We start from the raw sequence: 21,432 nt of genomic DNA, 5'->3' as shown, positions 1-21,432 counted from the left end.
CCGCCGGTCAGTGGATCTGGGTGACGACCACGTCGAGGGACCAGGCCTTGGCCGGCTTGGCGGGGGCGTCGGCCTCGACGGCGTAGCCGAGGTCGCGCAGCGCCGTGACCAGCTCGGCCGGGGACTCGGGGACGGCCCCGGCGACGAGCAGGTCCCGCACCAGCCGCCCCTTCGTCGCCTTGTTGAAGTGGCTCACCACCGACCGCTTCTCCACCCCGTCCACGATCTGCGAGTGCAGCACCCGCACCGTGGCCGTGCGCCCCGCCACCTCGCCCTTCGGCTTCCACGCCGACGCGTAGGCCGAGGACCGCAGGTCGAGCACCAGCCCGTCCCCGGCCGCCTCCGGCATCACCGCCGCCATCGGCTCCCGCCAGTACGCCCCCAGCGCGCCCAGCCCCGGCAGCTTCACGCCCATCGAGCAGCGGTACGAAGGGATCCGGTCCGTCACCCGGACCGCGCCCCACAGGCCCGAGAACACCATCAGCGACCGCTCCGCCGCCGTCCGGGCCGCCGCCGGCAGCCCGGCCAGGCCCAGCGCGTCGTACAGGACGCCGGTGTAGATCTCCCCCGCGGGCCGGGCCACCGCGGAGAGCAGCCCTGCGTTCTTCGCCACCTCGCCGCGCAGCCCCTCGCTCAGGCCGAGCACCTCGCGGGCCTTCAGCTCGTCGCCCGCGCACAACTCGACCAGCTCCCCCAGCACGGCCGCCCGCGCCCCGGCCAGTCCCGGCAGTGACAGCGTCTCCGGCTCCAGGGGCGCGCCGGAACCGCCGGCGGCCTTTCCCTCGGACGGCGGCAGCAGCACGAGCACGGTGGTTCTCCTTCAGTACGACACGGCGCAGGGGGTGCGGCCCCCGGGCCAGGGTAGACGGCTCGGCGCGCCCCGAGCGCCCTCCCGTCCTACGCTCGACCCATGCCACGCCGTCATATGCACATGACCGGCGCAGACGGGGCTGCCCTGCGGGCCGCGCTGCGTGACCTGAGGACGGAGCTGGGCGTGCCCGGGGAGTTCCCGGCTCCGGTGCTCGCCGAGGCCGAGCAGGCGGCCCGCGCCCCGCGGCTGCCGGACCTCGACGCCACCGACCTCCCCCTGTTCACCATCGATCCGCCCACCTCCCGCGACCTGGACCAGGCCATGCACCTGGCGAAGCGCCCGAGCGACAGCGGGGGCGGCTACCGCGTGCACTACGCCATCGCCGACGTCGCCGCCTTCGTCACCCCCGGCGGCGCCCTCGACGCCGAGGCCCACCGCCGCGTCACCACCCTCTACTTCCCCGACGGCAAGGTCCCCCTCCATCCCCCCGTCCTCTCCGAGGGCGCGGCCAGCCTGCTGCCCGGCCAGGCCTGCCCGGCGCTGCTGTGGCGCTTCGACCTGGACTCCGCAGGCCGCGTCGAGACCACCGACGTCCGCCGCGCGCTGGTCCGCAGCCGGGCCGGGCTCGACTACGACGGAGTCCAGCAGGCCATCGACTCCGGCACCGCCGAGGAGCCCGTCGCCCTCCTGCGGGAGATCGGCCGGCTCCGCGAGACCCTGGAGCAGGAGCGCGGCGGGGTCTCGCTGAACGTGCCCGAGCAGGAGATCGTCGCCCGGGACGGCTCGTACACCCTCGCCTACCGGGCCCCGCTCCCCGCCGACGGCTGGAACGCCCAGATCTCCCTCATGACCGGCATGGCCGCCGCCGAGCTGATGCTCTCCGCCGGCTCCGGCATCCTGCGCACCCTCCCCAGCGCCCCCGACGGCGCCGTCGGCCGGCTCCGGCGCACCGCCGCCGCCCTGCGGATCGACTGGCCGCACCACGTGCCGTACGCCGAACTGGTCCGCACCCTCGATCCGCACCTCCCCGCCCACGCCGCCTTCCTCCAGGAGTGCACGGCCCTGCTGCGCGGCGCGGGCTACACGGTGTTCACCGGCGGCAGCGCCCCCGACCCCCTCCTGCACGCCGCGGTGGCGGCCCCGTACGCGCACTGCACGGCCCCGCTGCGCCGGCTCGTCGACCGGTACGCGGGCGAACTGTGCGTGGCGGCGGTGGCGGGGGCCGCGCCCCCGCAGTGGGCCACGGCCGCCCTCGACGCGCTGCCGCAGCGGATGGCGGAGGGGAGCAGGCTGGCCAACACGGCCGAGCGGGAGTGCGTGGACCTCGTCGAGGCGGCCTTGCTGAAGGACCACGTCGGCGAGACCTTCGAGGCGACCGTGATCGACGTCAAGGAGCGCGAGCCGCAGGTGGGAACCGTCCATCTGGAGGAGCCGGCCGTCGTCGGCCGGGTCGAATCCCCTTCCGGGCGGCTGCCGTTGGGCGACCGCATCCGGGTCCGGCTGACGCAGGCCGACCCCGGCCGGGCGAAGGTGCTGTTCGCGCCCGCCTGAGGGTACGGGCCTCGATGGCCCGGCCGGCCATGGCCCGGGCGCCCGCCGCCTGTCATCATCTGCGCAGCAGGGGGGGGAGGCCGGGGGATGGGTGCCGTCGACATGTCCGTACGGCCGGGCGCACCGGCCGCAGCACCGCCGGCCGGGCCTTCGGACACGCGCCGCCGCGGACCGGCCGCCGCGTTGCGCCCGCACATCGTCAACTACACCGGGTTCCGTACGCAGTTCACGGCGCCCCGGCGCAGGCTGGAGCTTCCCGCCGGGTACGTGACGCTCGTCTTCCCCTTCAGCGAGGGGTTGTGGGTCTCCCGGGGCGGGCAGGAACCCTCCGCTCCGCTGCGGCCCGCCTCCGAGGCCCTGATCAGCGGCCCGCGCACCGGCTGGGCGATCGGGGTGCACGCGGGCGCCGTGCACGGGCTGGAGGTCAACATGAGCCCGCTCGGCGCCTACCGGCTCTTCGGCATGCCCGTGACGCATCTCGGGGAGGCCCGGGTGGACCCCGCCGAGGTGCTCGGGCCCGGCGGCCGGTTCCTGGCCGAGCGGCTTCGGGCGCTCGGCTCCTGGTCCGAGCGCTTCGACCTGCTCGACGCGGTGTTCACCGCCCGCCTGGAGCGCGGTCCGGTCGCCGCACCCGAAGTGCGCGGGGCGCTGGCCCTGCTGTGGGCCGACAGCGGCTCGCTGGCCCTGGCCGCGGCCGGGACCGGCTGGAGCGCCCGTACGCTGCGCGCCCGTTTCCGCGAGCAGGTCGGACTGTCCCCCAAGGGCGTCGCCCGGGTGTTCCGGCTCCAGCACGCCCTGCGGCTGCTGGCGGCCGGGGTGGCCCCGGCCCGGGTCGCTGCGGCCTGCGGCTACCACGACCAGGCCCACTTCGGCCGGGACGTGAAGGCCCTGACCGGTCTGCCGCCCGCCCGGCTCGCGGCCCTGCGCGGCGGGCTGCCGCCGGGCTCCGCCCTGGACCGGGTACCGGGCCGGATCACCAGCCTGCTGCTCCCGGACGAGGGCGCCGGCGGGCAGCGGCCGTGAACGCAGACTCCGAGCCGCGGCCGTGAGCGGCGCCGTGAGCGGCGGCCGGGAACGTTGGCCGGGAACTGCCTGTGCGTGCCGTTTTTGACAAGACACGGACGCCCGTTCCTTGTCACGCTCGGCGCACGACTCCTCATCCCCCCGGAGAGTCCCGACGCAGTGCGGCAGCCCGTCACGGGGGTGCGGGTTGCCGCAGTGCGGCCACCAGCGTGCGCGGGTCGTCGGCGTGGAAGCGGATGGTACGGGCCTCGGCCCGGGAACCGAGGGGCCGGGTGAAGGCGAGCGGCCGGGTCAGCTCCAGGGTCACCGTGGTCCGGCTGCCGACGATCAGGTCGAGCACCCCGTCCCCGGAGAGCGTGACGAGCCGGCCCTGCGGGTAGCGCCGGTCCACCCGGACCGAGGCCACCGCCTCCGCCGGGACGACGAGGTCGAACAGGGCTCCGTACCGGATCCGCAGGGAGCCGTCCCGGCGGACCACGTGCGGCCGGGTCACGCAGTCGGCGTGCATCGCGAGCACCGGCAGCACCCCGTACACGTCGAGGACGAGCACCACCCGGTGCACGGCCGGCCAGGGGATCAGGACGGACAGGGCGACCGTCTCGACCGGTGCCACGCACGCCGGCCCGTACATCATGGCCGTCTGCGGCCCGGTGTACCCGGGGGCGAGCTCGCCCCCGGCCACCCCGTGCGGCGGCCGGCGCAGCGCCCACCGCCCCAGCGAGGCGCCCGCGCGCAGCTCGTGGACCAGCAGCCTGCGTACGGGCAGGGGCACGCGGCCCCGCACCCCGCGGAGCGCCCTCATCCCCTGCCCCCCTCCGTGAACGCCTCCATGACCCGGCGGACGACCTCCGCCTGCGCCGGGGTGAACTCCGCGAGCAACGTCTCCTTGAACCCCTCCCCGGGCGGCGCGGCGCGCAGCGCGGCGAGCCGCCGCCTGCGCTCGCGGATCGCGGCCTCCTGCCGCGCCAGGTCGGCGTCGAGCTCTTCGAGTACGTCGGCCAGCTCGCGCCCCGCGTCGTCCGCGAGGACGTCCCGGACCTCGTCGAGGCCCAGCCCGAGCTCGGTGAGCCGGCGCACCCGCGCCAGCAGGACGGCGTCGCGTAGAGACCCTGCCGCTGCGTCAAGGTCAAGCGCGGCGCCGGGCGCGGGTAGCATGGTCCCTCGCAGAACAACCGGAGCGGGCGGCCGCGTCGGGATCTCCGGATCCCGCCGAGGAACGTCCGGGCTCCACAGGGCAGGGTGGTGGCTAACGGCCACCCGGGGTGACCCGCGGGACAGTGCCACAGAAAACAGACCGCCGGGGCTTCGGCCCTCGGTAAGGGTGAAACGGTGGTGTAAGAGACCACCAGCGCCTGGGGTGACCCAGGCGGCTAGGTAAACCCCACCCGGAGCAAGGTCAAGAGGGGCCGTTTTCGGACGGCTCTGCGCGAACGTTCGAGGGCTGCCCGCCCGAGTTCGCGGGTAGACCGCAGGAGGCCGGCGGCAACGCCGGTCCTAGATGGATGGCCGTCTCCCCGGCGACCGCGAGGTCACCGGGCGACAGAACCCGGCGTACAGCTCCGGTTGTTCTGCACTCGACGCAGCGCAAGGGCCCGTCCCCGTCAGGGGGCGGGCCCTTGCGTCGTTTCGACCGGCTAGCGCAGGTGCGAGGTGTCGTTCAGGAGGCGGACCGAGGCGTTGCCGTCGGCGTAGTAGGCCACCGCCGAGAGGGAGGCCGCGGAGAGCTCCATCTTGAACAGCGCCTCCGGCGGGGCCCCCAGGGCCAGGCGGACCAGGATCTTGACCGGGGTCACGTGCGTGACCAGCAGCACCGTGCGGCCCGCGTGCGCGGCCAGCAGCCGGTCCCGGGTCGCCGAGATCCGGCGGGTGGCGGCCGTGAAGCTCTCGCCGCCGCCCGTCGGCGCGGCCTTCGAGGAGTCCAGCCAGGCCTGGAGGTCGTCCGGGAAGCGCTCGCGCACCTCGGCGAACGTCAGGCCCTCCCAGGCACCGAAGTCCACCTCGCGCAGCCCCTCCTCGACGGTGACCGTGAGGCCGAGGCGGTCCGCCACGGCCTGCGCGGTCTCCCGGCAGCGGCGCAGCGGGGAGCTGACGATCGTCTGGACCGTGCCGCGCGCGGCCAGGGCCTCGGCCACCGCCGATGCCTGGCGGCGGCCGGCCTCGGACAGCTCCGGGTCGGTGCCGCCGCTGCCGGAGAAGCGCTTCTGCGGGGTGAGGGCCGTCTCCCCGTGGCGCAGCAGCACGAAGGTCGCCGGGGTCCCCATGTCGGGGCCCCAGCCCGGCGTCGCGGACGGGGCTTGGGCCGGGCCCGGTGCCGGGGCGGGGATGCGGCCCGATGCGGTGGCGTCCTGCTCCGCGAACAGGGTGGCGGCCCCTGCCTCCTCGCGCGCCGGCGCGGTGGCCGACGTACCGGAGGCGGTGGCGAGGGCGGCCCGTACGGCCGCGGCGCCCTTCGCGGCGTCACCGGGAGGGCCCGCCACGGGCGGGGTGGCCAGGGCGCGGGCCGCGGAGGCGTCCAGGGCCGCCGAGGAGGCCGACGGCTCCCACTGCCGGCCGCGCTTGCCCGCGTCCATCGCCTCGTTGGCGAGCCGGTCCGCGTGCTTGTTGCGCTCGCGCGGGATCCACTCGTACGTGACCTGCGCGCGCGGCAGGATCTTCGCCGCCTCCGCCGCCAGCGGCTTCATGTCCGGGTGCTTGATCTTCCAGCGGCCCGACATCTGCTCGACGACCAGCTTGGAGTCCATGCGGACCTGCACCGCGGCGTCCGGGGACAGCTCGCGGGCCGCCTTGAGACCGGCGATCAGGCCCTTGTACTCGGCCACGTTGTTCGTCGCGACGCCGATGAACTCGGCGCGCTCGGCCAGCGTCTCGCCCGTCGCCGGGTCGAGGACGACCGCGCCGTAGCCGGCGGGCCCCGGGTTGCCCCGGGAACCGCCGTCCGCCTCCACGACGAACCGGAGAGGCGTGTGCATCAGATGCCCGAGTCGGCCGTACGGACCAGGATGCGGCCGCAGTTCTCGTGGCGCACGACCTGGTCGCGGGCCGCGGCCTTGATCTCGTTGACCTCGGCCATGTCGAGCTCCAGGCGGCAGCCCTCGCAGCGGCGCTGGTACAGACGGGCGGCGCCGACGCCGCCCTGCTTGACGCGGATCTTCTCGTACAGGGCCATCAGGTCGGCCGGCATCGACGCGACGATGACCTCGCGGTCCTTGGTGACCTTCGCGGCCTCGGCGTCGAGTTCGCCGGTGGCCGCGTCGCGGCGGGCCGTGGCGTCCGTCAGCTTGGCTTCGAGGGCGGAGACCCGCTCGGTGAGCCCGGTGACCCGCTCCTGCGCGCCCTCAAGGCGCTCCATGACCTCCAGGACCACGTCCTCCAGGTCGGCCTGGCGCTTGGCGAGGGAGACGACCTCGCTCTGCAGGTTCGCCAGGTCGCGGGCGGAGATGCCCACGCCGGAGTCGAGCCGCTGCTGGTCGCGGGCCGCGCGCTGGCGCACCTGGTCGACGTCCTGCTCCGCCTTGGTCTGCTCGCGGGCGGCGTCGCTCGCCTGCGTCTGGGCCGCCACGAGCAGGTCGCGCTGCTGCGTCAGGTCCTTGGCCAGGGACTCGACCTCGGTGTGCTCCGGCAGGGACTTGCGCTTGTGGGCGAGCTGAGACAGCCGGACGTCCAGGGCCTGGACGTCGAGGAGTCGGATCTGGTCGGCGGGCTCGGCGTTCAGTTGGGGGCTCCTGAGATAGAAGAGGGAGATGAAGGAAGGTCGGACGGCGCGTGCACCGTCCAAGGGTCGGTGACCGTGCGCGAGACGTGGGTGCGCAGACCCCAGCCGTGGCGCTCGGAGATCGCGTCGAGCTGCGCGGCCGCCTGCTCGCACCAGGGCCACTCGGTGGCCCAGTGCGCGGCGTCGACGAGGGCGAGCGGGCCCCGCTCGCGGGCCTCGGACACCGGGTGGTGGCGCAGGTCTGCGGTGAGGAACACGTCCACGCCGGCGGCCCGTACCTGGTCGAAGAGGCTGTCGCCGGAGCCGCCGCTGACGGCGACGGTACGGACGAGCGCCTCGGGGTCGCCGGCGACGCGGATGCCCTGGGCGGTCCGCGGCAGTCGGGCGGCGGCGCGTTCGGCGAACGCGCGCAGCGTCTCGGGGTGGTCCAGCTCGCAGATCCGGCCCAGGCCCCTGCGGCCCGCGGGGTCGGTGGGATCGGGGACCAGCGGGCCGGTGATGCGCAGGTCGAGGGCGCCGGCGAGGGCGTCGGAGACGCCGGGGTCGGCGGTGTCGGCGTTGGTGTGGGCGACGTGCAGCGCGATGTCGTTCTTGATCAGCGTGTGCACGACGCGGCCCTTGAAGGTGCCGGCCTCGACGGTGGTGGTGCCGCGCAGGTAGAGGGGGTGGTGGGTGACGACGAGGTCGGCTCCCAGCTTCACGGCCTCGTCGACGATGTCCTGCACGGGGTCCACGGCGAACAGGACGCGGGAGACCTCGGCGTCGGGATCGCCGCAGACGGTTCCGACGGCGTCCCACTGCTCGGCCCGCGAGGGGGGCCAGAGGACGTCCAGCGCGGCGATGACTTCGGAGAGACGGGGCACAGGCCAAGGCTACCGTCCGCGCGGGAGCGGGTCCGTCCCCGCGGGGTGGCGGGCGTACGGGGTCCGGGCGGCCGGGACCCCGTACGCCCGCCCCGTGCGCGTGCGGCTACTTGACGAGGAAGGTGCGCAGGTCGTCCAGGACCTTGTCGGCGGCGGTCACCCCGAGGCCCAGGTACCAGGTCTCGTCGGGGACGTCCTCGGCGCGGCCCTGCCGGACGGCCTCCAGGTTCTTCCACAGCGGGTTGGCCTCGGCGGAGTCCCGCTTGGTCTTGTCCTTGGTGCCGTAGACGCCGGTGAAGATCCAGTCGGCGGCTGCCTCGTCCATCCGCTCCGGGCTGATCTCGACGGCGAGGTCCTCGGCCCGCTGGTTCTGCGGGCGCGGGACGCCGGTGTCCTTGAGGATGGTGCCGATGAAGGAGGCGCCCGCGTAGAGACGGGTCTTGCCCGGCATGTAGCGGAGCATCGTGACGGTCGGCTTCTTCTCGCCCAGGTCCTCGCCGAGCTTCTTCGCCTTGGCCTGGTAGGCGTCCAGCTTGGTCTTCGCCTCGGCGCTCTTGTCGAGCGCGGCCGCGTTCAGGAGGTAGTTCTCCTTCCACGGGAAGCCCGGGCGGATGGAGAACACGGTCGGGGCGATCTTCGAGAGCGCTTCGTACTTGTCCGCGGAGCGCAGCTGGCTGCCGAGGATCAGGTCGGGCTTGAGGGCGTTGATCGCTTCGAGGTTGAGGTTGTTGATGGTGCCGACGGACTCGGGCTCGCCGGCGTCCTTCTTCAGGTAGCCCGGGATGCCGTCGTCGCCCTCGGTGGGGGCGTAGCCGACGGGCTGGAGACCGAGTGAGACAACGTTGTCCAGTTCACCGACGTCGAGGACCACGACGCGCTTGGGCGCGGCCTTGATCTCCGTGCTGCCCATGGCGTGGGTGATCGTGCGCGGGAACAGGCCGGCCGGGGCGGTGGTCCCGAAGGCGGCGGTCTTGCGCGCGGCCTCGGAGAACTCCTTGCCGCCCTGCGCGACCTCCTTCTTCCCTCCCCCGGCCGAACCGGCGCCCTTCCCGTCCTCGTCGGCCTTCGCGCCCTGGCCGCCGCAGGCGGTGAGGGCGAGCGCGGCGGCTGCGGCGAGGGCGACGGCGGCGGTCCCGCGGCGTCGGAGGGACATGTCGGATCTCCTGGAGTGGGGGGCGCGAGCAGATTAGGTAAACCTAACCAACCCGGCTCACCCTAAACGCCCCGCTATCGCACAGCACAATCGCCTCCGCCGGCAGGCGCGAACCGCCGGGCGGCCACCCGTACGTGTGAAGCCGGGAAGGTCGTGTTGTTCGGGCCGAAGTGCGAAAACTAGCTTCCTCCCCGGAGGTGACGCACGGATGACTGTCTGTGCCATCGAGATCACGACGACGGCCCCGTTCACCATCGCCGCGGACGGGTCGTACGCGGCCCGGCTCGCCGGGGACGGGGAGGCCCGGTACCCCGAGCGCTGGACGCTGGCCGGGCCCGAGCCGTACGCGGTGCCGCTGCCGCTGGCGCAGCCCGAGGAGGCCGACAGCGAGGTGCTGGCGCTGGCCGACGGGCGGGTGCTGATCCACCGCCGGGTCGAGCGGCGGCACGCCTTCGCGCTGCTGTACCCGACGGGCGGGGCCGCGGACGGGCCCCGGACCGGGGAGCTCCCGCTGGGCTCGGTGGCGCCCGGGGACGACGGGATGCGGATCTGTCTGCTGCCCCCGTCCCCGGACGGGTACGGGGCCTTCGCCCTGGCCGCCTCGGCCACCGGGACCACGGTCTGGCGGGTGGCCGGGGGGCCCTTCGGGCCGGTCGCCCGGATCCCGGGGCGGTGCTCCGGCGGCGTCTGGCTGGACCGGACCGGCCGGATGCTGGCGCTGGACCGCGAGCTGGACGGCACCACCAAGGCCGTCGCGGTGGACCTGGGCCGCGGCGGCGAGGTCTCCCCGCTGCTCCAGATCGCGGAGGGCAGCGACGACCGCCTGCTGCTGGCCGACCCCGACAGCGGGCTGCTTTTGATCCGCTCGGACGCTCCGGGCGAAGCGCGCCTGGGCTGGGGGGTGCTGGGCAGCTCGCTGCCGGTGCGCTTCCCAGAGTGCCTGCGCGGGGAGGCGGGGACCCCGTTCGCGGTGCAGCCGGGCCAGGCCCTGATGCCGGAGACCTGCGGGGTCGCGCTCCGGCTGGAGGAGGGCGGGATCGGCCTGTGGCGTCCCGCCGACCGGCACGTGTTCCGGCTCGCGGCGCCCGACGGCTGGCTCGGTACCGGGCTGTGGAGCCCGCAGGGCCGCCTGCACCTCCCGTACGCCACCCCCGAAACCCCTTGCGGGGTCGCGGGGTTGACCCTGCCGGTGGCCCCGCCGCCCCCGGTCCGCCTGGACCCGCCGCCGGCGCCGGCCGCACCGCGACCCGTACCCCTGCAACAGGCTCCGCTGTAGCGGGACCCGGCGGCTCCTGGTGCTCGGCCGGATCACCCGGAGCCGGTGGGTGGAGTCCATCGCGGACGGGCTCTGCGCCGGCGGGCGCCTGCCGCGCCCCCGGGCGCACGAACTGGCCACCGCGTTCGCCGGGTCCCCGGCCTCCGTCGACGAGGAGGTGGTGTCGCTGCTGCGCCGGGTGCGGGCGGCGGGGACGCCCCTGGTCCTGGTCACGAACGCGACCCTGGACCTGGAGGAGGACTTGGCGGCCCTGGGCCTCGACGACCTGGCGGACCACGTGGTCAGCAGTGCCCGGGTGGGCGTGGCCGAGCCCGACCGGCGGATCTACGAGATCGCCGCGGAGCGTGCGGGTGCCGCTCCCGGTCGCTGCCTGTTCGTGGACGACCGGCTGGAGAACGTCGAGGCCGCCGTCGCGCTCGGGATGACGGGCGTGCACTACCGGCGGCCCGCCGATCTGCACGGGCCGCTGGGCTCCCTGCTGGGCGCCTGATCCCAGCGCGTCAATGAATTCTTGACAACTCGGCCGCGTCAATGTTTTCTTGACGCATGTCGATCTTGAACCTGAAGGTCCGGCAGCGGGGCGCGCTTCCCGCCGCCCCGCCCGTGGCCGCCGCACTGCCCCTCGCCATGAGCCTGCTCGCCATGACGGTGGTGTTCGGCGACCGCCTCGGCACCTTCGCCACCGTCGCCGTGATCGCCGTGAGCCTCGTGCTCATCGCCTGCACGGCAGGCCTGGCCGCCCGGACGGCGGCCCTCGAAACCGAGCGGATGCGCCGCGACGAGGAAGTCCTGGGCGCCCTCGAACCGCCGGCGGGGCTGCGCCGATGAACGACGGACCCCTGCTCCACCCCGCGGAGATGGACCGGATCCGGGAAGGGATCGCCGCGGCCGTCCTCGGCGCCCCCGAGGGGCTCGCCGACTCGCTCGAACACGACCCGCACGGATACCTGCGCCTGGTGGACGCCTCGCGCGTCGGCGCCGAGGAGGCGAGCCGGCTGCTGCGCGAGGCCGTCCAGGGCGCCCGGGCCGCCGGCCACAGCTGGGACACGGTGGGCCGCGTCCTGGGGGTGAGCCGCCAGGCCGCCCAGCAGCGCTTCGCGAGCAAGGGCGCGGGCTCGGCACCGCAGCCCGCCGAGGGACCGGACGCCCCGAAGCGCCGCACCCTCGCCGGGTTGACCGCGTTCAACGAGATGGCCGCCCTGGACGAGGCCGGCCGCGACGGCTGGCACGTGGTCGGCTACGGCCCCTTCTTCCACGAGGTGGAGGCGTCCGGCCACCCGTGGGAGCACTGCCGGGTGCCGCTCCCCTCCCTCGCGCGGCACCGGCGGATGGAATCGGAAGGCTGGATCCCGGTCGGCGCCGGCTGGTTCCCTTGGCGGTACTACAAGCGTCCCGTCACCCCCGGCGCCCAGGAGGGCGTCAGGACGTCCCCCTAGCCGTGCTTGAGGCCCAGGACCTCCGCCGCGGCGAACGTCTCTCCCGCCGGGCGGGAGTCGTAGTGCGGGGTGAGCAGTCCGTCCAGCTCCTCGTAGGAGAAGGCCTCCTTCGCCGTGTCGAACTTCGCGGCCACCTTCGGGCGTTCCATCACGACCACGATCCCGCCGTGCACGACGAACAGCTGCCCGTTGGCCTTCGCCGACGCCGGCGAGGCCAGGTAGCCGACGAGCGGGGCGACGTGCTCGGGGGCCAGCGGGTCCAGCTTGCCGTCCTCCGGGAGCTGGAAGCCCGCGAAGACGTCCTCCGTCATCCGGGTCCGGGCGCGCGGGCAGATGGCGTTGGCCGTCACCCCGTACTTGCCCAGCGCCAGGGCGGTCGAGGTGGTCAGGCCCACGATGCCGCCCTTGGCCGCCGCGTAGTTCGGCTGGCCGGCCGAGCCGCCGAGGAAGGCCTCGGAGGAGGTGTTGACGATCCGGCCGTAGACCGGGCCGCCCGCCGCCTTCGAGCGCTCGCGCCAGTGCACGGAGGCGAAGTGGGTGGTGTTGAAGTGACCCTTGAGGTGCACCCGGATCACCGAGTCCCACTCCTCCTCCGACATGGAGAAGACCATCCGGTCGCGCAGGATGCCCGCGTTGTTGACCAGGACGTCCAGCTTCCCGAAGCTGGACACCGCCAGCTCGACCAGCTCCCGCGCCTGCTCGAAGTCGGCCACGTCACCGAGGTGCGCCACCGCCCGCCCGCCCGCGGCGCGGATCTCCGCGGCCACTTCCTCCGCCGGGGCGGCCGAGGCCTCCCCGGAACCGTCCCGGCCCGGCTGCCCGAAGTCGTTGACGACCACGCTCGCGCCGAGCCGCGCGAGTTCGACCGCCTCGGCCCGTCCGAGCCCGCGGCCGGCGCCGGTGACGATGGCGGACAGCCCCTCAAGTGGGAGTGACATCTACCGGATTCCTCTCAGAGTTCGATGCACGTGCGCAGGGCCACGCCCGTGCGCATCTGGTCGAGGGCGTCGTTGATCTCGGCGAGGTGCACCCGGTGCGTGATCAGGCCCGCCAGGTCCACCCGGCCCGCCCGCCACAGCGCGATGGTGCGCTCGTACGAACGGAGCACGTCCCCGCCCCCGTACATCGACGGCAGGATCTTCTTCTCGTCGAAGAACAGCGAGAACATGTTGACCGAGTAGTTGTCGTCGAGCGCGCCCGCGCCGACCACGACGACGGAGCCGCCGCGCCGGGTCATCTCGTACGCGGTCTGCGTGGTGGCGGACTTGCCGACGACCTCGAAGACGTAGTCGAAGCCCTCGCCGGCCGTGATCCGGTTCCTGGCGTCGGCGAAGGCCTCCGGCGCGACCGCCTCGGTGGCGCCGAAGCGCAGCGCCGCCTCGCGCCGGGAGGCCACCGGGTCCACGGCGATGATCTGCGCCGCGCCCTGCACCTTGGCGCCCTGGATGACGGAGATGCCCACCCCGCCGCAGCCGATGACGGCCACCGAGGACCCGGCCTCCACCTTGGCGGTGTTGATGGCGGCTCCGAGTCCGGTGGTCACCCCGCAGCCGATCAGCGCGGCGATGTCGTACGGCAGGTCGTCGGGGATCGGCACGGCGCACGCGGCGGGCACCACCATCTCCTCGGAGAAGGTGCCGGTGCCGGCGAAGCCGAAGACGTCCCCGCCGCCGGTGCGGCGGAAGTTGGGCGTGGCCACGTTCGCGAAGGACTCCAGGCACAGGTGGCCCTGGCCGCGCTTGCAGGCGGGGCAGTGTCCGCACGGCGGCAGCCAGCAGACGAGGACCCGGTCGCCGATGGCGTGCGTGGTGACCCCGTCGCCGACGTCGACGATCTCGCCCGAGCCCTCGTGGCCGGGTATGAAGGGGGCGGGCTGCGGCAGCACGCCGCTCATCGCGGAGAGGTCCGAGTGGCACAGGCCGGTGGCCCTGATGCGGATCCTGACCTTGCCGGGACCGAAACCCGCGGTCTCCATGTCGTCGACGACTTCGAGCTTGTCCTGGCCTATCTCGCTCTGCAGTGCTGCGCGCACGGTGCGGCTCCTTGTGTGTCGCGAAGGTCGGGCGTTACGCGTGTTCGACGACGGTGTCGGCGAGGACCGGCGCGTCGTCCCGTTCGATGGCGCTCACCGCGACCCGGACCCGTCCGGGCTCCTCCCACATCCGGATCCGCAGGGTCTCGCCCGGGAAGACGATCCCGGCGAAGCGCGTGCGGTAGGCGCGCACCCGCGAGACGTCCCCGCCGAGCGCCGTGTCGACGACGGCCTTGAGGGTCATCCCGTACGAGCACAGGCCGTGCAGGATCGGCCGGTCGAAGCCGGCCATCTTGGCGAACTCGGGGTCGGCGTGCAGGGGGTTCCAGTCGCCGGACAGCCGGTACAGGAGCGCCTGCTCCTCGCGGATGTGCCGCTCCTCGACCCGGTCGGGCGCCCGCTCGGGCAGCTCGGAGCCGACGGAGGGGCCGCGGTCGCCGCCGAAGCCGCCCTCGCCGCGGACGAAGATCTGCGCGTCGCTGGTCCACAGCGGCCCGTCGGCGTCGGCGACCTCCGTGCGCAGCACGATGACGGCGGCCTTGCCCTTGTCGTAGAGGGCGGCGACCTTGGCGGAGGAGGTGGCGCTGCCCTTGACCGGGATGGGCCGGTGCAGCTCGATGGTCTGGCCGCCGTGCAGGACGTTGGCCAGGTTGACCTCGATGCCGGGGGCGGCGAGGCCGCCCATCATGGCCATGCCGGCGCCGGCGACGGTCGCGAAGCTGGGCAGTACGTGGAGTTTGGACTCCAGGGTGTAGCGCAGTTCGTCGGGGTCGGTGGCGGGGCGGCCGGCCCCGAGGCCGAGGTGGTAGAGCTGGATGTCCTTGTGGTCCCAGGCGATGGTCCCCCGGCGGGGTTCTGCGGCGAGGGCCCTGGCGGCATCGATCGGCATTGAGGATGCTGCTCCTTGTTCGGTTCTTCGGTTCCCATTGCGTGGAAGACCTCGGTGCGGCCGTCCGCACCGTCGGCCGCACCGAGGTCGTTTGCGGGACCGGTTCGGTTCTAGAACGCGTTCTAGGATCGAGCGGTGAGGAATGTATAACGCACGCCCCAGCAGTTGGGAAGACTCCTGACTCCACGTCAGAATGAGCTTGGCCGAGGCGTGTTGCCGAGTGGGCGAGGCGCGGCCGCCCTAGGCTGGCCGGGTGGACGAGATGCCCCGGAATTACCGTACGGCGAGGTCTCTGCGGGTCCTGCTGGCCGAGGGGCCGGGGACCTCGGCCGGAGCGCTGGCGGTCCTGCTCGGGCTGGAGCCGGACCTCGACGTGGTCGCCCGGGTCGCACCCGGCGCGGATGTGGGAGCGGCGGCGCTGACGGCCTGTCCGGCAGTGGCGCTGGTGGACGCCGACCGGCCGGACGTGTTCGCGGAGGTGACGGCGGTGTGCCGCGAGGCCCCGGAGTGCCGGGTGCTGCTGCTGGCCGGGTCGGCCAGGCCCGGCCTCGTCGAGGGAGCGCTCGCGGCGGGGGCTGCGGGGGTGGTGGTGCGGGACGGCCCTCCCGGAGCGCTGGCCGACGCCGTCCGCCGCGCCGTGGCGGGAGAAGCCGTCACGGACCCGACGTTCGAGCCGTGACGGGCCGGGTGGGACCTCCGTTCCCGGCCACCGATTGACGGATTCCGCCGCAGCGCCCCCGGCGCGCGCCGCGCCAGGATGAGGCTCCCGCATCCCGGCTTCGTGGAGGAAACATGCGCGTGTCCGTCCTGCCCGCCACCCTCGCACTGGTGGCCGCCGCGCTCGCCGGAGGAGCGGCTCCGGCCGCTGCCGACGCCCCGGCCGGCCCGGTCCTCACGCTCGACCTGGAGGCCGGCACCGCCACCCTCCACCACAACACCGCGAGGGTGACCTACGAGCGCGTCGACGGCGCGGTGAACTCGGTCAGGATCATCTCGGTGGAGATCGTCAGCGGCGAGCGCGACTGCGCCTGGGTGTCGTGGAACGACCCGCACAACGTGAACGGCTGGTCCAACCTGACCAGCGAGCCCTCCTGCAACGGCACCGGCCTGTTCGAGTCGCACAACGAGATCATCAAGGCACCGGCCGGCCACCCCCTCAAGGTGCGTCTGGCCGGCGACCACCTCGGCGACATCGTGCACAAGGACATCGAGAAGCTCTGACCCGGGCGGGCCGGCGGTGGGTGCCCGCCCACCGCCGGCCCGCACGCGGCCGAGCGCGTCAGCCCCGGCGCAGCAGCGTCACCACCGCCGCGCCGCCCAGGCCTATGTTGTGGGCCAGGCCGACGCGGGCGTCGGCGACCTGGCGCGGGCCCGCTGCGCCGCGCAGCTGCCAGACCAGTTCCGCCGCCTGCGCCAGGCCCGTCGCGCCCAGCGGGTGGCCCTTGGAGATCAGCCCCCCGGAGGGGTTCACCACCCACCGCCCGCCGTACGTGGTCGCGCCCGACTCCACCAGCTTCCCGGCGGCGCCCTCCGCGCACATGCCCAGCGCCTCGTACGTCAGCAGCTCGTTGATCGAGAAGCAGTCGTGCAGCTCGATCACGTCCACGTCCTCGATCCCCAGCCCGGAGGACTCGAAGACCTGCCGCCCCGCCGCCTCCGTCATCGGCTTGCCGACCACGTCGATGCAGGAGCCGGAGGCGAACGAGGCCTCCGTGTCCGTCGTCATCGCCTGCGCGACGATCTCCACCGCCTTGTCGTGCAGCCCGTGCCGCACCACGAACCGCTCCGAGACCACGACCGCGGCCGCCGCCCCGTCCGAGGTCGGCGAGCACTGGAGCTTCGTCAGCGGCGTGTGGATCGGCTTCGCGGCCAGGATCTCGTCCACCGTGTACACGTCCTGGAACTGCGCGTTCGGGTTGTTCGCGGAGTGCCGGTGGTTCTTCGCCCCCACCATCGCCAGCTGCGCCGCCGTGGTCCCGTACCGCTCCATGTGCTCGCGGGCCGCGTTCCCGAAGATCTGCGCGGTGGGCGGGGACATCTCGAAGCCGTGCCCGGCGGCCATGATCCCGTAGTGCCGGGCCACCGGCGAGGTCTTGAAGTCTCCCCCGTCGGCTCCGCCGCCCAGCGCGCCCCTCTTCATCTTCTCGAAGCCCAGCGCCAGTACGCAGTCGCTGATCCCGCCCTCGACGAACTGCCGCGCCATCATCAGCGCGGTCGAGCCCGTCGCGCAGTTGTTGTTCACGTTGTAGACCGGGACCCCGCTCAGCCCCAGCTCGTACGCGGCCCGCTGGCCGGCCGTGGAGGCCTGGAAGCAGTACCCCACCGGGACCTGTTCCACCTGGTCGTACGCGATCCCCGCGTCCGCCAGCGCCGCCGTCCCGGCCTCCTTGGCCATGTCCCAGTACTGCCAGTCCCGCGACTGCGGCTTCTCGAACTTGGTCATGCCGACGCCCACGATGTACGACTTCATCACTGCTGCCCTTCAGTCCCTGGGAAGGCCGAGGATCCGCTCGGCGACGACGTTGAGCTGGACCTGCGTGGTGCCCCCGGCGATGGTCAGGCAGCGGGACATGAGCATCCCGTGCACCGCCCGCTCCCCCGCCCCCTCCCGCACCGAGCCCGCAGGGCCCAGCAGTTCGAGTGCGAGCTCGGCGGTCCGCTGCTGGTGCGGGGTCTGGACGAGCTTGCGTACGGAGGCACCGGCGCCCGGCTCCAGCCCCGACACCTGCTGGAGCGTGGTGCGCAGCCCGATGCAGGCCAGGGCGTGCGCCTCGGCGGCGAGCGCCCCGATCCGCGCCCGGTATGCCCCGTCGAGCTCGGCCGAGCGGGCGATCAGCGCCTCCAGCCCCGTGTCGAAGGTCATCTGGTCGGCCATGTGGACCCGCTCGTTGCCGAGGGTGTTGCGGGCGACCTTCCATCCGCCGTCGGCCGCCCCGACGAGGGCGTCCGCGGGTAGTTCGGCGTCGTCGAACCAGACCTCGTTGAACAGGGCCTCGCCGGTGATCTCCTTGAGCGGGCGCACGTCGATGCCGGGGGTGCGCCGCATGTCGACCACGAAGTAGCCGAGCCCCTTGTGCTTGGGGGCCGCCGGGTCGGTCCGGGCCAGCAGGATCCCGAAGTCGGCGCTGTGCGCGGAACTCGTCCACACCTTCTGTCCGTTGACCTTCCAGGACCCGTCCGCCGTCCGCTCCGCCCTGGTCCGCAGCGAGGCCAGGTCCGAGCCCGCCCCCGGTTCGGAGAAGAGCTGGCACCAGGTGACGTCCCCGCGCAGCGTGGGCAGGACGTACGCCTCCCGCTGCGCCTCGGTCCCGAAGGCGAGCAGCGAGGGCACGACCCAGGTGGCGATCCCGAGGTCGGCGACCAAGACCCCGGCCGCCGCCAGCTCCTGCTGGACGACGAGCTGTTCGATCGGTCCGGCGCCGATCCCGTACGGGGGTGGCAGGTAGGGGGCCGCGTAGCCCGTGGGCGCCAGGATCCGGCGGGCGGCGGCCGGATCGAGGCCGCGCGCGTCCTCGATGACGGCCTTCGCCCGCTCCCGGTACTTCTCGGCCTGTGCGGGGAGTTCGAGGCGCAGCTCCCGCCGCGCGCCGCCGGCCGCGAGCCGCACCGCCCGTACGCGGTGCCCGTCCCCGGCGCCGAGCAGCTGGCGGGCGACGATCGCGCGCCGCAGGTGGATGTGGGCGTCGTGCTCCCAGGTGAAGCCGATCCCGCCGAGGATCTGGATGCAGTCCTTGGCGCAGGAGTAGGCGGCGTCGAGGGCGGTCCCGGCGGCGAGCGCGGCGACGAGCGAGCGCACGTCGGCCGGTTCGTGGGCCGGTTCGCCGGCCGGTCCGTCGGCCGCCCGGGCGGCGTCCCAGGCCAGGGCCCGGGCCTGTTCGAGGCGTACGAGCATGTCGGCGCACAGGTGCTTGACGCCCTGGAACCGCCCGATGGGGCGGCCGAACTGCTCGCGGACCTTGGCGTACTCGGCGGCGGTGTGCAGCGCCCGGTCGGCGGTGCCGCAGGCATCGGCGGCGAACAGCGCGCAGGCCAGGTCCCGGACGAGGGCCGCGTCGAGGTCGAGGGCCCGGTCGGCGGTGACGGTGACCCCGCGGGCGCGCACCTCGGCGGTGGGCCGGGTCGGGTCGGCGCTCTCGTGCGTACGGATGTCCAGCGCGGCCGCGTCCACGGCGAACCAGCAGGTGCCGTGCGCGGCTTCGGCGGCGAGGAGGACCAGGTCGGCCTCGCCGGCGCCGAGCACCGGGGGCGCGAGCCCGTCGAGGAGGTGCCCGCCGCCCTCGACGGCGACGGCGGTCAGGCTGCCGGGGCCGAGGGCGACGGCGCCGACCCGTCCCGCGAGGGGCTCGGCCCCGGCCCGGTCCAGCAGTACGGAGGCCAGCGCGCTCGGCAGGAACGCCCCGGGCAGCGCGGCCCGGGCGGCCTCCTCGACGACCACGGCCAGGTCGAGCAGGGTGCCGCCCTCCAAGTGCGGCTCCAGCAGCCCCTGCGCGGCCATCGCGTCCCAGTAGGCGGGCCGCACCCCGGTCTGCGGCGGGGTGTCGAGCAGCTTGCGCACCTCCTCGGGCGGCACGGCGCGCGCCACCCAGCCGCGCACGGCCCCGGCCAACTCCCGCTGCACTTGCGTGATTCCGATGCCCATGCGCGGCAGACTAGAACACGTTCCAATCTGACGGAAGGTCAGGTGAATGTGTTCCTTCGCCCGGCTACCGGCGGCGCGTGATCAGGACCGCTGGTAGTAGTAGCCGTCGCCGTGCGCGGGCCCCACGTTGTGCTGGACTCCGCTCGGCTCGCTCTTCGTGAAGAACGACGCGTCGAGCACCCCGCAGAACTGGCTGTTCGACTTGCTCTTGTCCACGGCCGCCGAACCGATGTTGATCCGGCTGCCTCCGGAGGCCACCGAGACCACCTTGGCGATGTTCTCGCAATGGCCCATGTTGGAATCGCTGATCAGCCGGACCGCCCCGGACCGCGCGATGGTCACCGTGACCGGCTGGTCGATGTTGAACTGGGCCGCGTAGTTCCAGGAGCCGACGAAGTACGAGGGGACCGCGTCACCCCCGCTGGAACCCCCGCCGCCCGGCGTACCCGATCCGCCGGGAGTCGAGCCCGAGCCGCCGCCCTGGGCTCCCCCGGCGGCTGCCCCTCCCCCGGCCGCAGCACCCGACCCCTTGGCCGGGTCCGTCCCCGTACCCCCGGCCCCGCCGGGATTGCCGCCCCCGCCCTGCCCTCCCCCGGGGGAGCCCGCGCCGCCCGGGGCCGCTCCGCCCGCGGCCGCGCCACCCGGTACGGCCCCGCCGACCTGGCCGGGCTGCTCGCCCGGGACCGACGGGCTCGGGGAACCCGGCGCCCCCGGGGACGCGGAAGCGCCTGCCGCCCCGGACGGGGTCCCGGCGCCGGGGGTCACGGGCCCGCTCGCGGCCGGGGGCGCCGCCTTCGCGTCATCACCGGCACCGTTGCCGAACGGCTCGATCAGCGCCACCGTCCCGCCGCCGACCGCGAACACGAGGACCACCGGCACCCCGATCCGCCACCGCCGCTCGCGCCGCCCGCCTCCGGAAGTCGTCCCGCCGACCACCGGACCCACGAGCGGCCCGGCCCCCGGTTCGCCGGACGCCCCGGTCCCCTTCCGCAGATCGAGCGTCGCCCGGTCGACGGCCCCGGAGTCCCCCTCCGGCGCACTCTCCCGCTGCGGCAGCGCCTCCGCGTCGAGCAGCCGCGCCGCCTGCTGGGCGAGGCGCGCCACCACCTTGGGCGGCAGCCAGGCCCCGGCCCGCTTCGCCGGACGGACCCGCTTGGGATCCGCCAGCAGCTCGTCCACACCGGGCCGCTCGTCGACGCCCTTGGTCAGGCAGCGGCCGATGAACGCGCGCATCGCCTCGTCCTCGACCTTCTCCAGCGCGGGCTCGCCCTCGACGATCTGGAACATCACGGCGTGCTGGTTGCCGGCGCCCTGCCCGAACGGCAGCTCGCCCGTGGCCGCGTACATCAGGACGCAGCCGAGCGTGAACACGTCACTCTTCGCCCCGACGCGCTGCCCGCGCACCTGCTCGGGCGACATGAACCCGGGCGAACCGACGGCCATGCCGGTGCTGGTGATGAGCGACTCGACGGAGGTCTCCAGGGCGCGCGAGATGCCGAAGTCGATGACGCGGACGCCCTCGACGGTCAGCATCACGTTCGACGGCTTGAGGTCGCGGTGCACGATCCCGGCCGTGTGGATGTCCTGGAGGGCGCGCAGCAGCCCCTCGGCGAGGGCGTGCACGGAGTCCACGGGCAGCGGACCGTGGCGCCGCACGATCTGCTCCAGCGAGAGCCCGGGCACGTACCCCGTGGCCACCCAGGGCCGGTCGGCATCGGGATCCGCTTCGAGGACGGGCGCGGTGTACCGCTCACCGACCCGGCGGGCGGCGTCGATCTCGCGCCGGAACCGGGCCCGGAACTGCGAGTCCGACACGTGCTCCTCGTGCACCACCTTCACCGCGACGGTGCGCCCGCTCTCGGACCGGGCCAGGAACACCCGCCCCATGCCCCCGGCCCCGAGCCGCCCGAGCAGCAGGTACGGCCCGATCCGGGCCGGATCCTGGGCCGCGAGCGGCTTGATCCCCCCGTCGACGTTGTCGTCGTCGTCCAACGCACTGCTCATATCGCCCCGTCCCCCGTTGGTCCCCTACGGCAAGCCCGGATGG

Annotated in this window: 20 protein-coding genes, 1 other RNA gene and 1 pseudogene; 9 read left to right on the top strand and 13 right to left on the bottom strand. The window is 74.2% G+C overall.

All coding sequences use genetic code 11. The features are described from left to right. Nucleotides 1-7: 7 nt before the first annotated feature. Complete coding sequence (gene yaaA, locus AB0M92_RS26225) at nucleotides 8-808, bottom strand: peroxide stress protein YaaA (protein ID WP_366104739.1); 801 nt, start codon at nucleotides 806-808, stop codon at nucleotides 8-10. A 102-nt stretch (nucleotides 809-910) separates the two neighbouring features. Here yaaA and AB0M92_RS26220 point away from each other — a divergent pair, with 102 nt between their 5' ends. Both AB0M92_RS26220 and AB0M92_RS26215 read left to right on the top strand, forming a co-directional pair. Further along, on the top strand, nucleotides 911-2,362 hold the full coding sequence (locus AB0M92_RS26220; RefSeq protein ID WP_366104738.1) for an RNB domain-containing ribonuclease: 1,452 nt from the start codon (nucleotides 911-913) through the stop codon (nucleotides 2,360-2,362). Nucleotides 2,363-2,449: 87 nt separating this feature from the next. Continuing rightward, a complete protein-coding gene (locus AB0M92_RS26215; protein WP_366104737.1) occupies nucleotides 2,450-3,385 on the top strand; it encodes a helix-turn-helix domain-containing protein in 936 nt (311 codons plus the stop codon). Between the two features lie 172 nt (nucleotides 3,386-3,557). Here AB0M92_RS26215 and AB0M92_RS26210 read toward each other — a convergent pair whose 3' ends face one another. Beyond that, nucleotides 3,558-4,187, bottom strand: a complete 630-nt coding sequence (locus tag AB0M92_RS26210; RefSeq protein WP_366104736.1) for a hypothetical protein — start codon at nucleotides 4,185-4,187, stop codon at nucleotides 3,558-3,560. Further along, nucleotides 4,184-4,462 (bottom strand): hypothetical protein, encoded by a 279-nt coding sequence (locus AB0M92_RS26205; protein ID WP_366104735.1) that lies wholly within the window; start codon nucleotides 4,460-4,462, stop codon nucleotides 4,184-4,186. The genes AB0M92_RS26210 and AB0M92_RS26205 overlap by 4 nt, the downstream gene beginning before the upstream one ends. Nucleotides 4,463-4,554: 92 nt before the next feature. On the opposite strand from AB0M92_RS26205, the gene rnpB reads away from it, so the two are divergent. After that, nucleotides 4,555-4,955, top strand: an RNA gene (gene rnpB, locus AB0M92_RS26200) — RNase P RNA component class A. A 64-nt stretch (nucleotides 4,956-5,019) separates the two neighbouring features. On the opposite strand, the gene AB0M92_RS26195 is transcribed toward rnpB, so the two are convergent. The 4 genes from AB0M92_RS26195 to AB0M92_RS26180 all read right to left on the bottom strand — a co-directional run bounded on the left by AB0M92_RS26195 (nucleotide 5,020) and on the right by AB0M92_RS26180 (nucleotide 9,113). Then, nucleotides 5,020-6,354 (bottom strand): bifunctional RNase H/acid phosphatase, encoded by a 1,335-nt coding sequence (locus tag AB0M92_RS26195; protein ID WP_366104734.1) that lies wholly within the window; start codon nucleotides 6,352-6,354, stop codon nucleotides 5,020-5,022. After that, nucleotides 6,354-7,097: a C4-type zinc ribbon domain-containing protein gene (locus tag AB0M92_RS26190; protein ID WP_366104826.1), complete on the bottom strand. Its 744-nt coding sequence runs from the start codon at nucleotides 7,095-7,097 to the stop codon at nucleotides 6,354-6,356. The genes AB0M92_RS26195 and AB0M92_RS26190 overlap by 1 nt, the downstream gene beginning before the upstream one ends. After that, nucleotides 7,094-7,960 carry a Nif3-like dinuclear metal center hexameric protein gene (locus AB0M92_RS26185; RefSeq protein ID WP_366104733.1) on the bottom strand — a complete coding sequence of 289 codons (867 nt, stop codon included), beginning with the start codon at nucleotides 7,958-7,960 and terminating at the stop codon, nucleotides 7,094-7,096. Before AB0M92_RS26185 ends, AB0M92_RS26190 begins: the two co-directional genes overlap by 4 nt. 106 nt (nucleotides 7,961-8,066) lie before the next feature. Continuing rightward, a complete protein-coding gene (locus AB0M92_RS26180; RefSeq protein WP_366104732.1) occupies nucleotides 8,067-9,113 on the bottom strand; it encodes an iron-siderophore ABC transporter substrate-binding protein in 1,047 nt (348 codons plus the stop codon). 208 nt (nucleotides 9,114-9,321) lie between these two features. On the opposite strand from AB0M92_RS26180, the gene AB0M92_RS26175 reads away from it, so the two are divergent. The 4 genes and pseudogenes from AB0M92_RS26175 to AB0M92_RS26160 all read left to right on the top strand — a co-directional run bounded on the left by AB0M92_RS26175 (nucleotide 9,322) and on the right by AB0M92_RS26160 (nucleotide 11,825). Then, a complete protein-coding gene (locus AB0M92_RS26175) occupies nucleotides 9,322-10,389 on the top strand; it encodes a hypothetical protein (RefSeq protein WP_366104731.1) in 1,068 nt (355 codons plus the stop codon). Nucleotides 10,390-10,405: 16 nt separating this feature from the next. Further along, nucleotides 10,406-10,879: pseudogene (locus tag AB0M92_RS26170) on the top strand (HAD-IA family hydrolase); the annotation flags it as partial. Nucleotides 10,880-10,935: 56 nt separating this feature from the next. Beyond that, nucleotides 10,936-11,217 (top strand): hypothetical protein, encoded by a 282-nt coding sequence (locus AB0M92_RS26165; RefSeq protein WP_366104730.1) that lies wholly within the window; start codon nucleotides 10,936-10,938, stop codon nucleotides 11,215-11,217. Further along, entirely contained in the window at nucleotides 11,214-11,825 is a 612-nt protein-coding gene (locus AB0M92_RS26160; protein WP_366104729.1) for a hypothetical protein, read from the top strand. The genes AB0M92_RS26165 and AB0M92_RS26160 overlap by 4 nt, the downstream gene beginning before the upstream one ends. Here AB0M92_RS26160 and AB0M92_RS26155 read toward each other — a convergent pair. The 3 genes from AB0M92_RS26155 to AB0M92_RS26145 are packed head-to-tail and all read right to left on the bottom strand — an operon-like array spanning nucleotide 11,822 to nucleotide 14,746. Next, on the bottom strand, nucleotides 11,822-12,763 hold the full coding sequence (locus AB0M92_RS26155; protein ID WP_366104728.1) for a 3-oxoacyl-ACP reductase: 942 nt from the start codon (nucleotides 12,761-12,763) through the stop codon (nucleotides 11,822-11,824). The two genes, AB0M92_RS26160 and AB0M92_RS26155, sit on opposite strands and share 4 nt — an antisense overlap. Nucleotides 12,764-12,777: 14 nt before the next feature. Then, entirely contained in the window at nucleotides 12,778-13,857 is a 1,080-nt protein-coding gene (locus tag AB0M92_RS26150; RefSeq protein ID WP_366104727.1) for a Zn-dependent alcohol dehydrogenase, read from the bottom strand. A gap of 34 nt (nucleotides 13,858-13,891) precedes the next feature. Further along, on the bottom strand, nucleotides 13,892-14,746 hold the full coding sequence (locus AB0M92_RS26145) for a MaoC/PaaZ C-terminal domain-containing protein (RefSeq protein ID WP_366104726.1): 855 nt from the start codon (nucleotides 14,744-14,746) through the stop codon (nucleotides 13,892-13,894). A 262-nt stretch (nucleotides 14,747-15,008) separates the two neighbouring features. Here AB0M92_RS26145 and AB0M92_RS26140 point away from each other — a divergent pair, with 262 nt between their 5' ends. Continuing rightward, nucleotides 15,009-15,425: a DNA-binding response regulator gene (locus tag AB0M92_RS26140; protein ID WP_366104825.1), complete on the top strand. Its 417-nt coding sequence runs from the start codon at nucleotides 15,009-15,011 to the stop codon at nucleotides 15,423-15,425. A gap of 113 nt (nucleotides 15,426-15,538) precedes the next feature. Continuing rightward, on the top strand, nucleotides 15,539-15,967 hold the full coding sequence (locus AB0M92_RS26135) for a hypothetical protein (protein ID WP_366104725.1): 429 nt from the start codon (nucleotides 15,539-15,541) through the stop codon (nucleotides 15,965-15,967). 58 nt (nucleotides 15,968-16,025) lie between these two features. Here the strand turns inward: AB0M92_RS26135 and AB0M92_RS26130 are convergent, their stop codons facing one another. The 3 genes from AB0M92_RS26130 to AB0M92_RS26120 form a co-directional block, all read right to left on the bottom strand. Next, nucleotides 16,026-17,216 carry a lipid-transfer protein gene (locus AB0M92_RS26130; RefSeq protein WP_366104724.1) on the bottom strand — a complete coding sequence of 397 codons (1,191 nt, stop codon included), beginning with the start codon at nucleotides 17,214-17,216 and terminating at the stop codon, nucleotides 16,026-16,028. Between the two features lie 12 nt (nucleotides 17,217-17,228). Next, the gene (locus AB0M92_RS26125; RefSeq protein ID WP_366104723.1) at nucleotides 17,229-19,385 is read right to left on the bottom strand and encodes an acyl-CoA dehydrogenase family protein; all 2,157 of its coding nucleotides are present in this window, start codon (nucleotides 19,383-19,385) and stop codon (nucleotides 17,229-17,231) included. Nucleotides 19,386-19,466: 81 nt separating this feature from the next. Further along, a complete protein-coding gene (locus AB0M92_RS26120; RefSeq protein ID WP_366104722.1) occupies nucleotides 19,467-21,389 on the bottom strand; it encodes a serine/threonine-protein kinase in 1,923 nt (640 codons plus the stop codon). Nucleotides 21,390-21,432: the final 43 nt, after the last annotated feature.

It is taken from the genome of Streptomyces sp. NPDC051582 (assembly GCF_040681715.1).
In the GTDB taxonomy this organism is placed as follows: domain Bacteria; phylum Actinomycetota; class Actinomycetes; order Streptomycetales; family Streptomycetaceae; genus Streptomyces.
This window is presented reverse-complemented; position numbering and strand designations above follow the sequence as displayed.

What these genes read in the sequence shown, in the direction of transcription:
- AB0M92_RS26220 (WP_366104738.1), top strand. Translation starts at nt 911, where the DNA reads ATGCCACGCCGTCATATGCACATGACCGGCGCAGACGGGGCTGCCCTG.
- AB0M92_RS26215 (WP_366104737.1), top strand. Translation starts at nt 2,450, where the DNA reads ATGGGTGCCGTCGACATGTCCGTACGGCCGGGCGCACCGGCCGCAGCA.
- AB0M92_RS26210 (WP_366104736.1), bottom strand. Translation starts at nt 4,187, where the DNA reads ATGAGGGCGCTCCGCGGGGTGCGGGGCCGCGTGCCCCTGCCCGTACGC.
- AB0M92_RS26195 (WP_366104734.1), bottom strand. Translation starts at nt 6,354, where the DNA reads ATGCACACGCCTCTCCGGTTCGTCGTGGAGGCGGACGGCGGTTCCCGG.
- AB0M92_RS26180 (WP_366104732.1), bottom strand. Translation starts at nt 9,113, where the DNA reads ATGTCCCTCCGACGCCGCGGGACCGCCGCCGTCGCCCTCGCCGCAGCC.
- AB0M92_RS26175 (WP_366104731.1), top strand. Translation starts at nt 9,322, where the DNA reads ATGACTGTCTGTGCCATCGAGATCACGACGACGGCCCCGTTCACCATC.
- AB0M92_RS26165 (WP_366104730.1), top strand. Translation starts at nt 10,936, where the DNA reads ATGTCGATCTTGAACCTGAAGGTCCGGCAGCGGGGCGCGCTTCCCGCC.
- AB0M92_RS26160 (WP_366104729.1), top strand. Translation starts at nt 11,214, where the DNA reads ATGAACGACGGACCCCTGCTCCACCCCGCGGAGATGGACCGGATCCGG.
- AB0M92_RS26155 (WP_366104728.1), bottom strand. Translation starts at nt 12,763, where the DNA reads ATGTCACTCCCACTTGAGGGGCTGTCCGCCATCGTCACCGGCGCCGGC.
- AB0M92_RS26145 (WP_366104726.1), bottom strand. Translation starts at nt 14,746, where the DNA reads ATGCCGATCGATGCCGCCAGGGCCCTCGCCGCAGAACCCCGCCGGGGG.
- AB0M92_RS26140 (WP_366104825.1), top strand. Translation starts at nt 15,009, where the DNA reads ATGCCCCGGAATTACCGTACGGCGAGGTCTCTGCGGGTCCTGCTGGCC.
- AB0M92_RS26135 (WP_366104725.1), top strand. Translation starts at nt 15,539, where the DNA reads ATGCGCGTGTCCGTCCTGCCCGCCACCCTCGCACTGGTGGCCGCCGCG.
- AB0M92_RS26130 (WP_366104724.1), bottom strand. Translation starts at nt 17,216, where the DNA reads ATGAAGTCGTACATCGTGGGCGTCGGCATGACCAAGTTCGAGAAGCCG.
- AB0M92_RS26125 (WP_366104723.1), bottom strand. Translation starts at nt 19,385, where the DNA reads ATGGGCATCGGAATCACGCAAGTGCAGCGGGAGTTGGCCGGGGCCGTG.
- AB0M92_RS26120 (WP_366104722.1), bottom strand. Translation starts at nt 21,389, where the DNA reads ATGAGCAGTGCGTTGGACGACGACGACAACGTCGACGGGGGGATCAAG.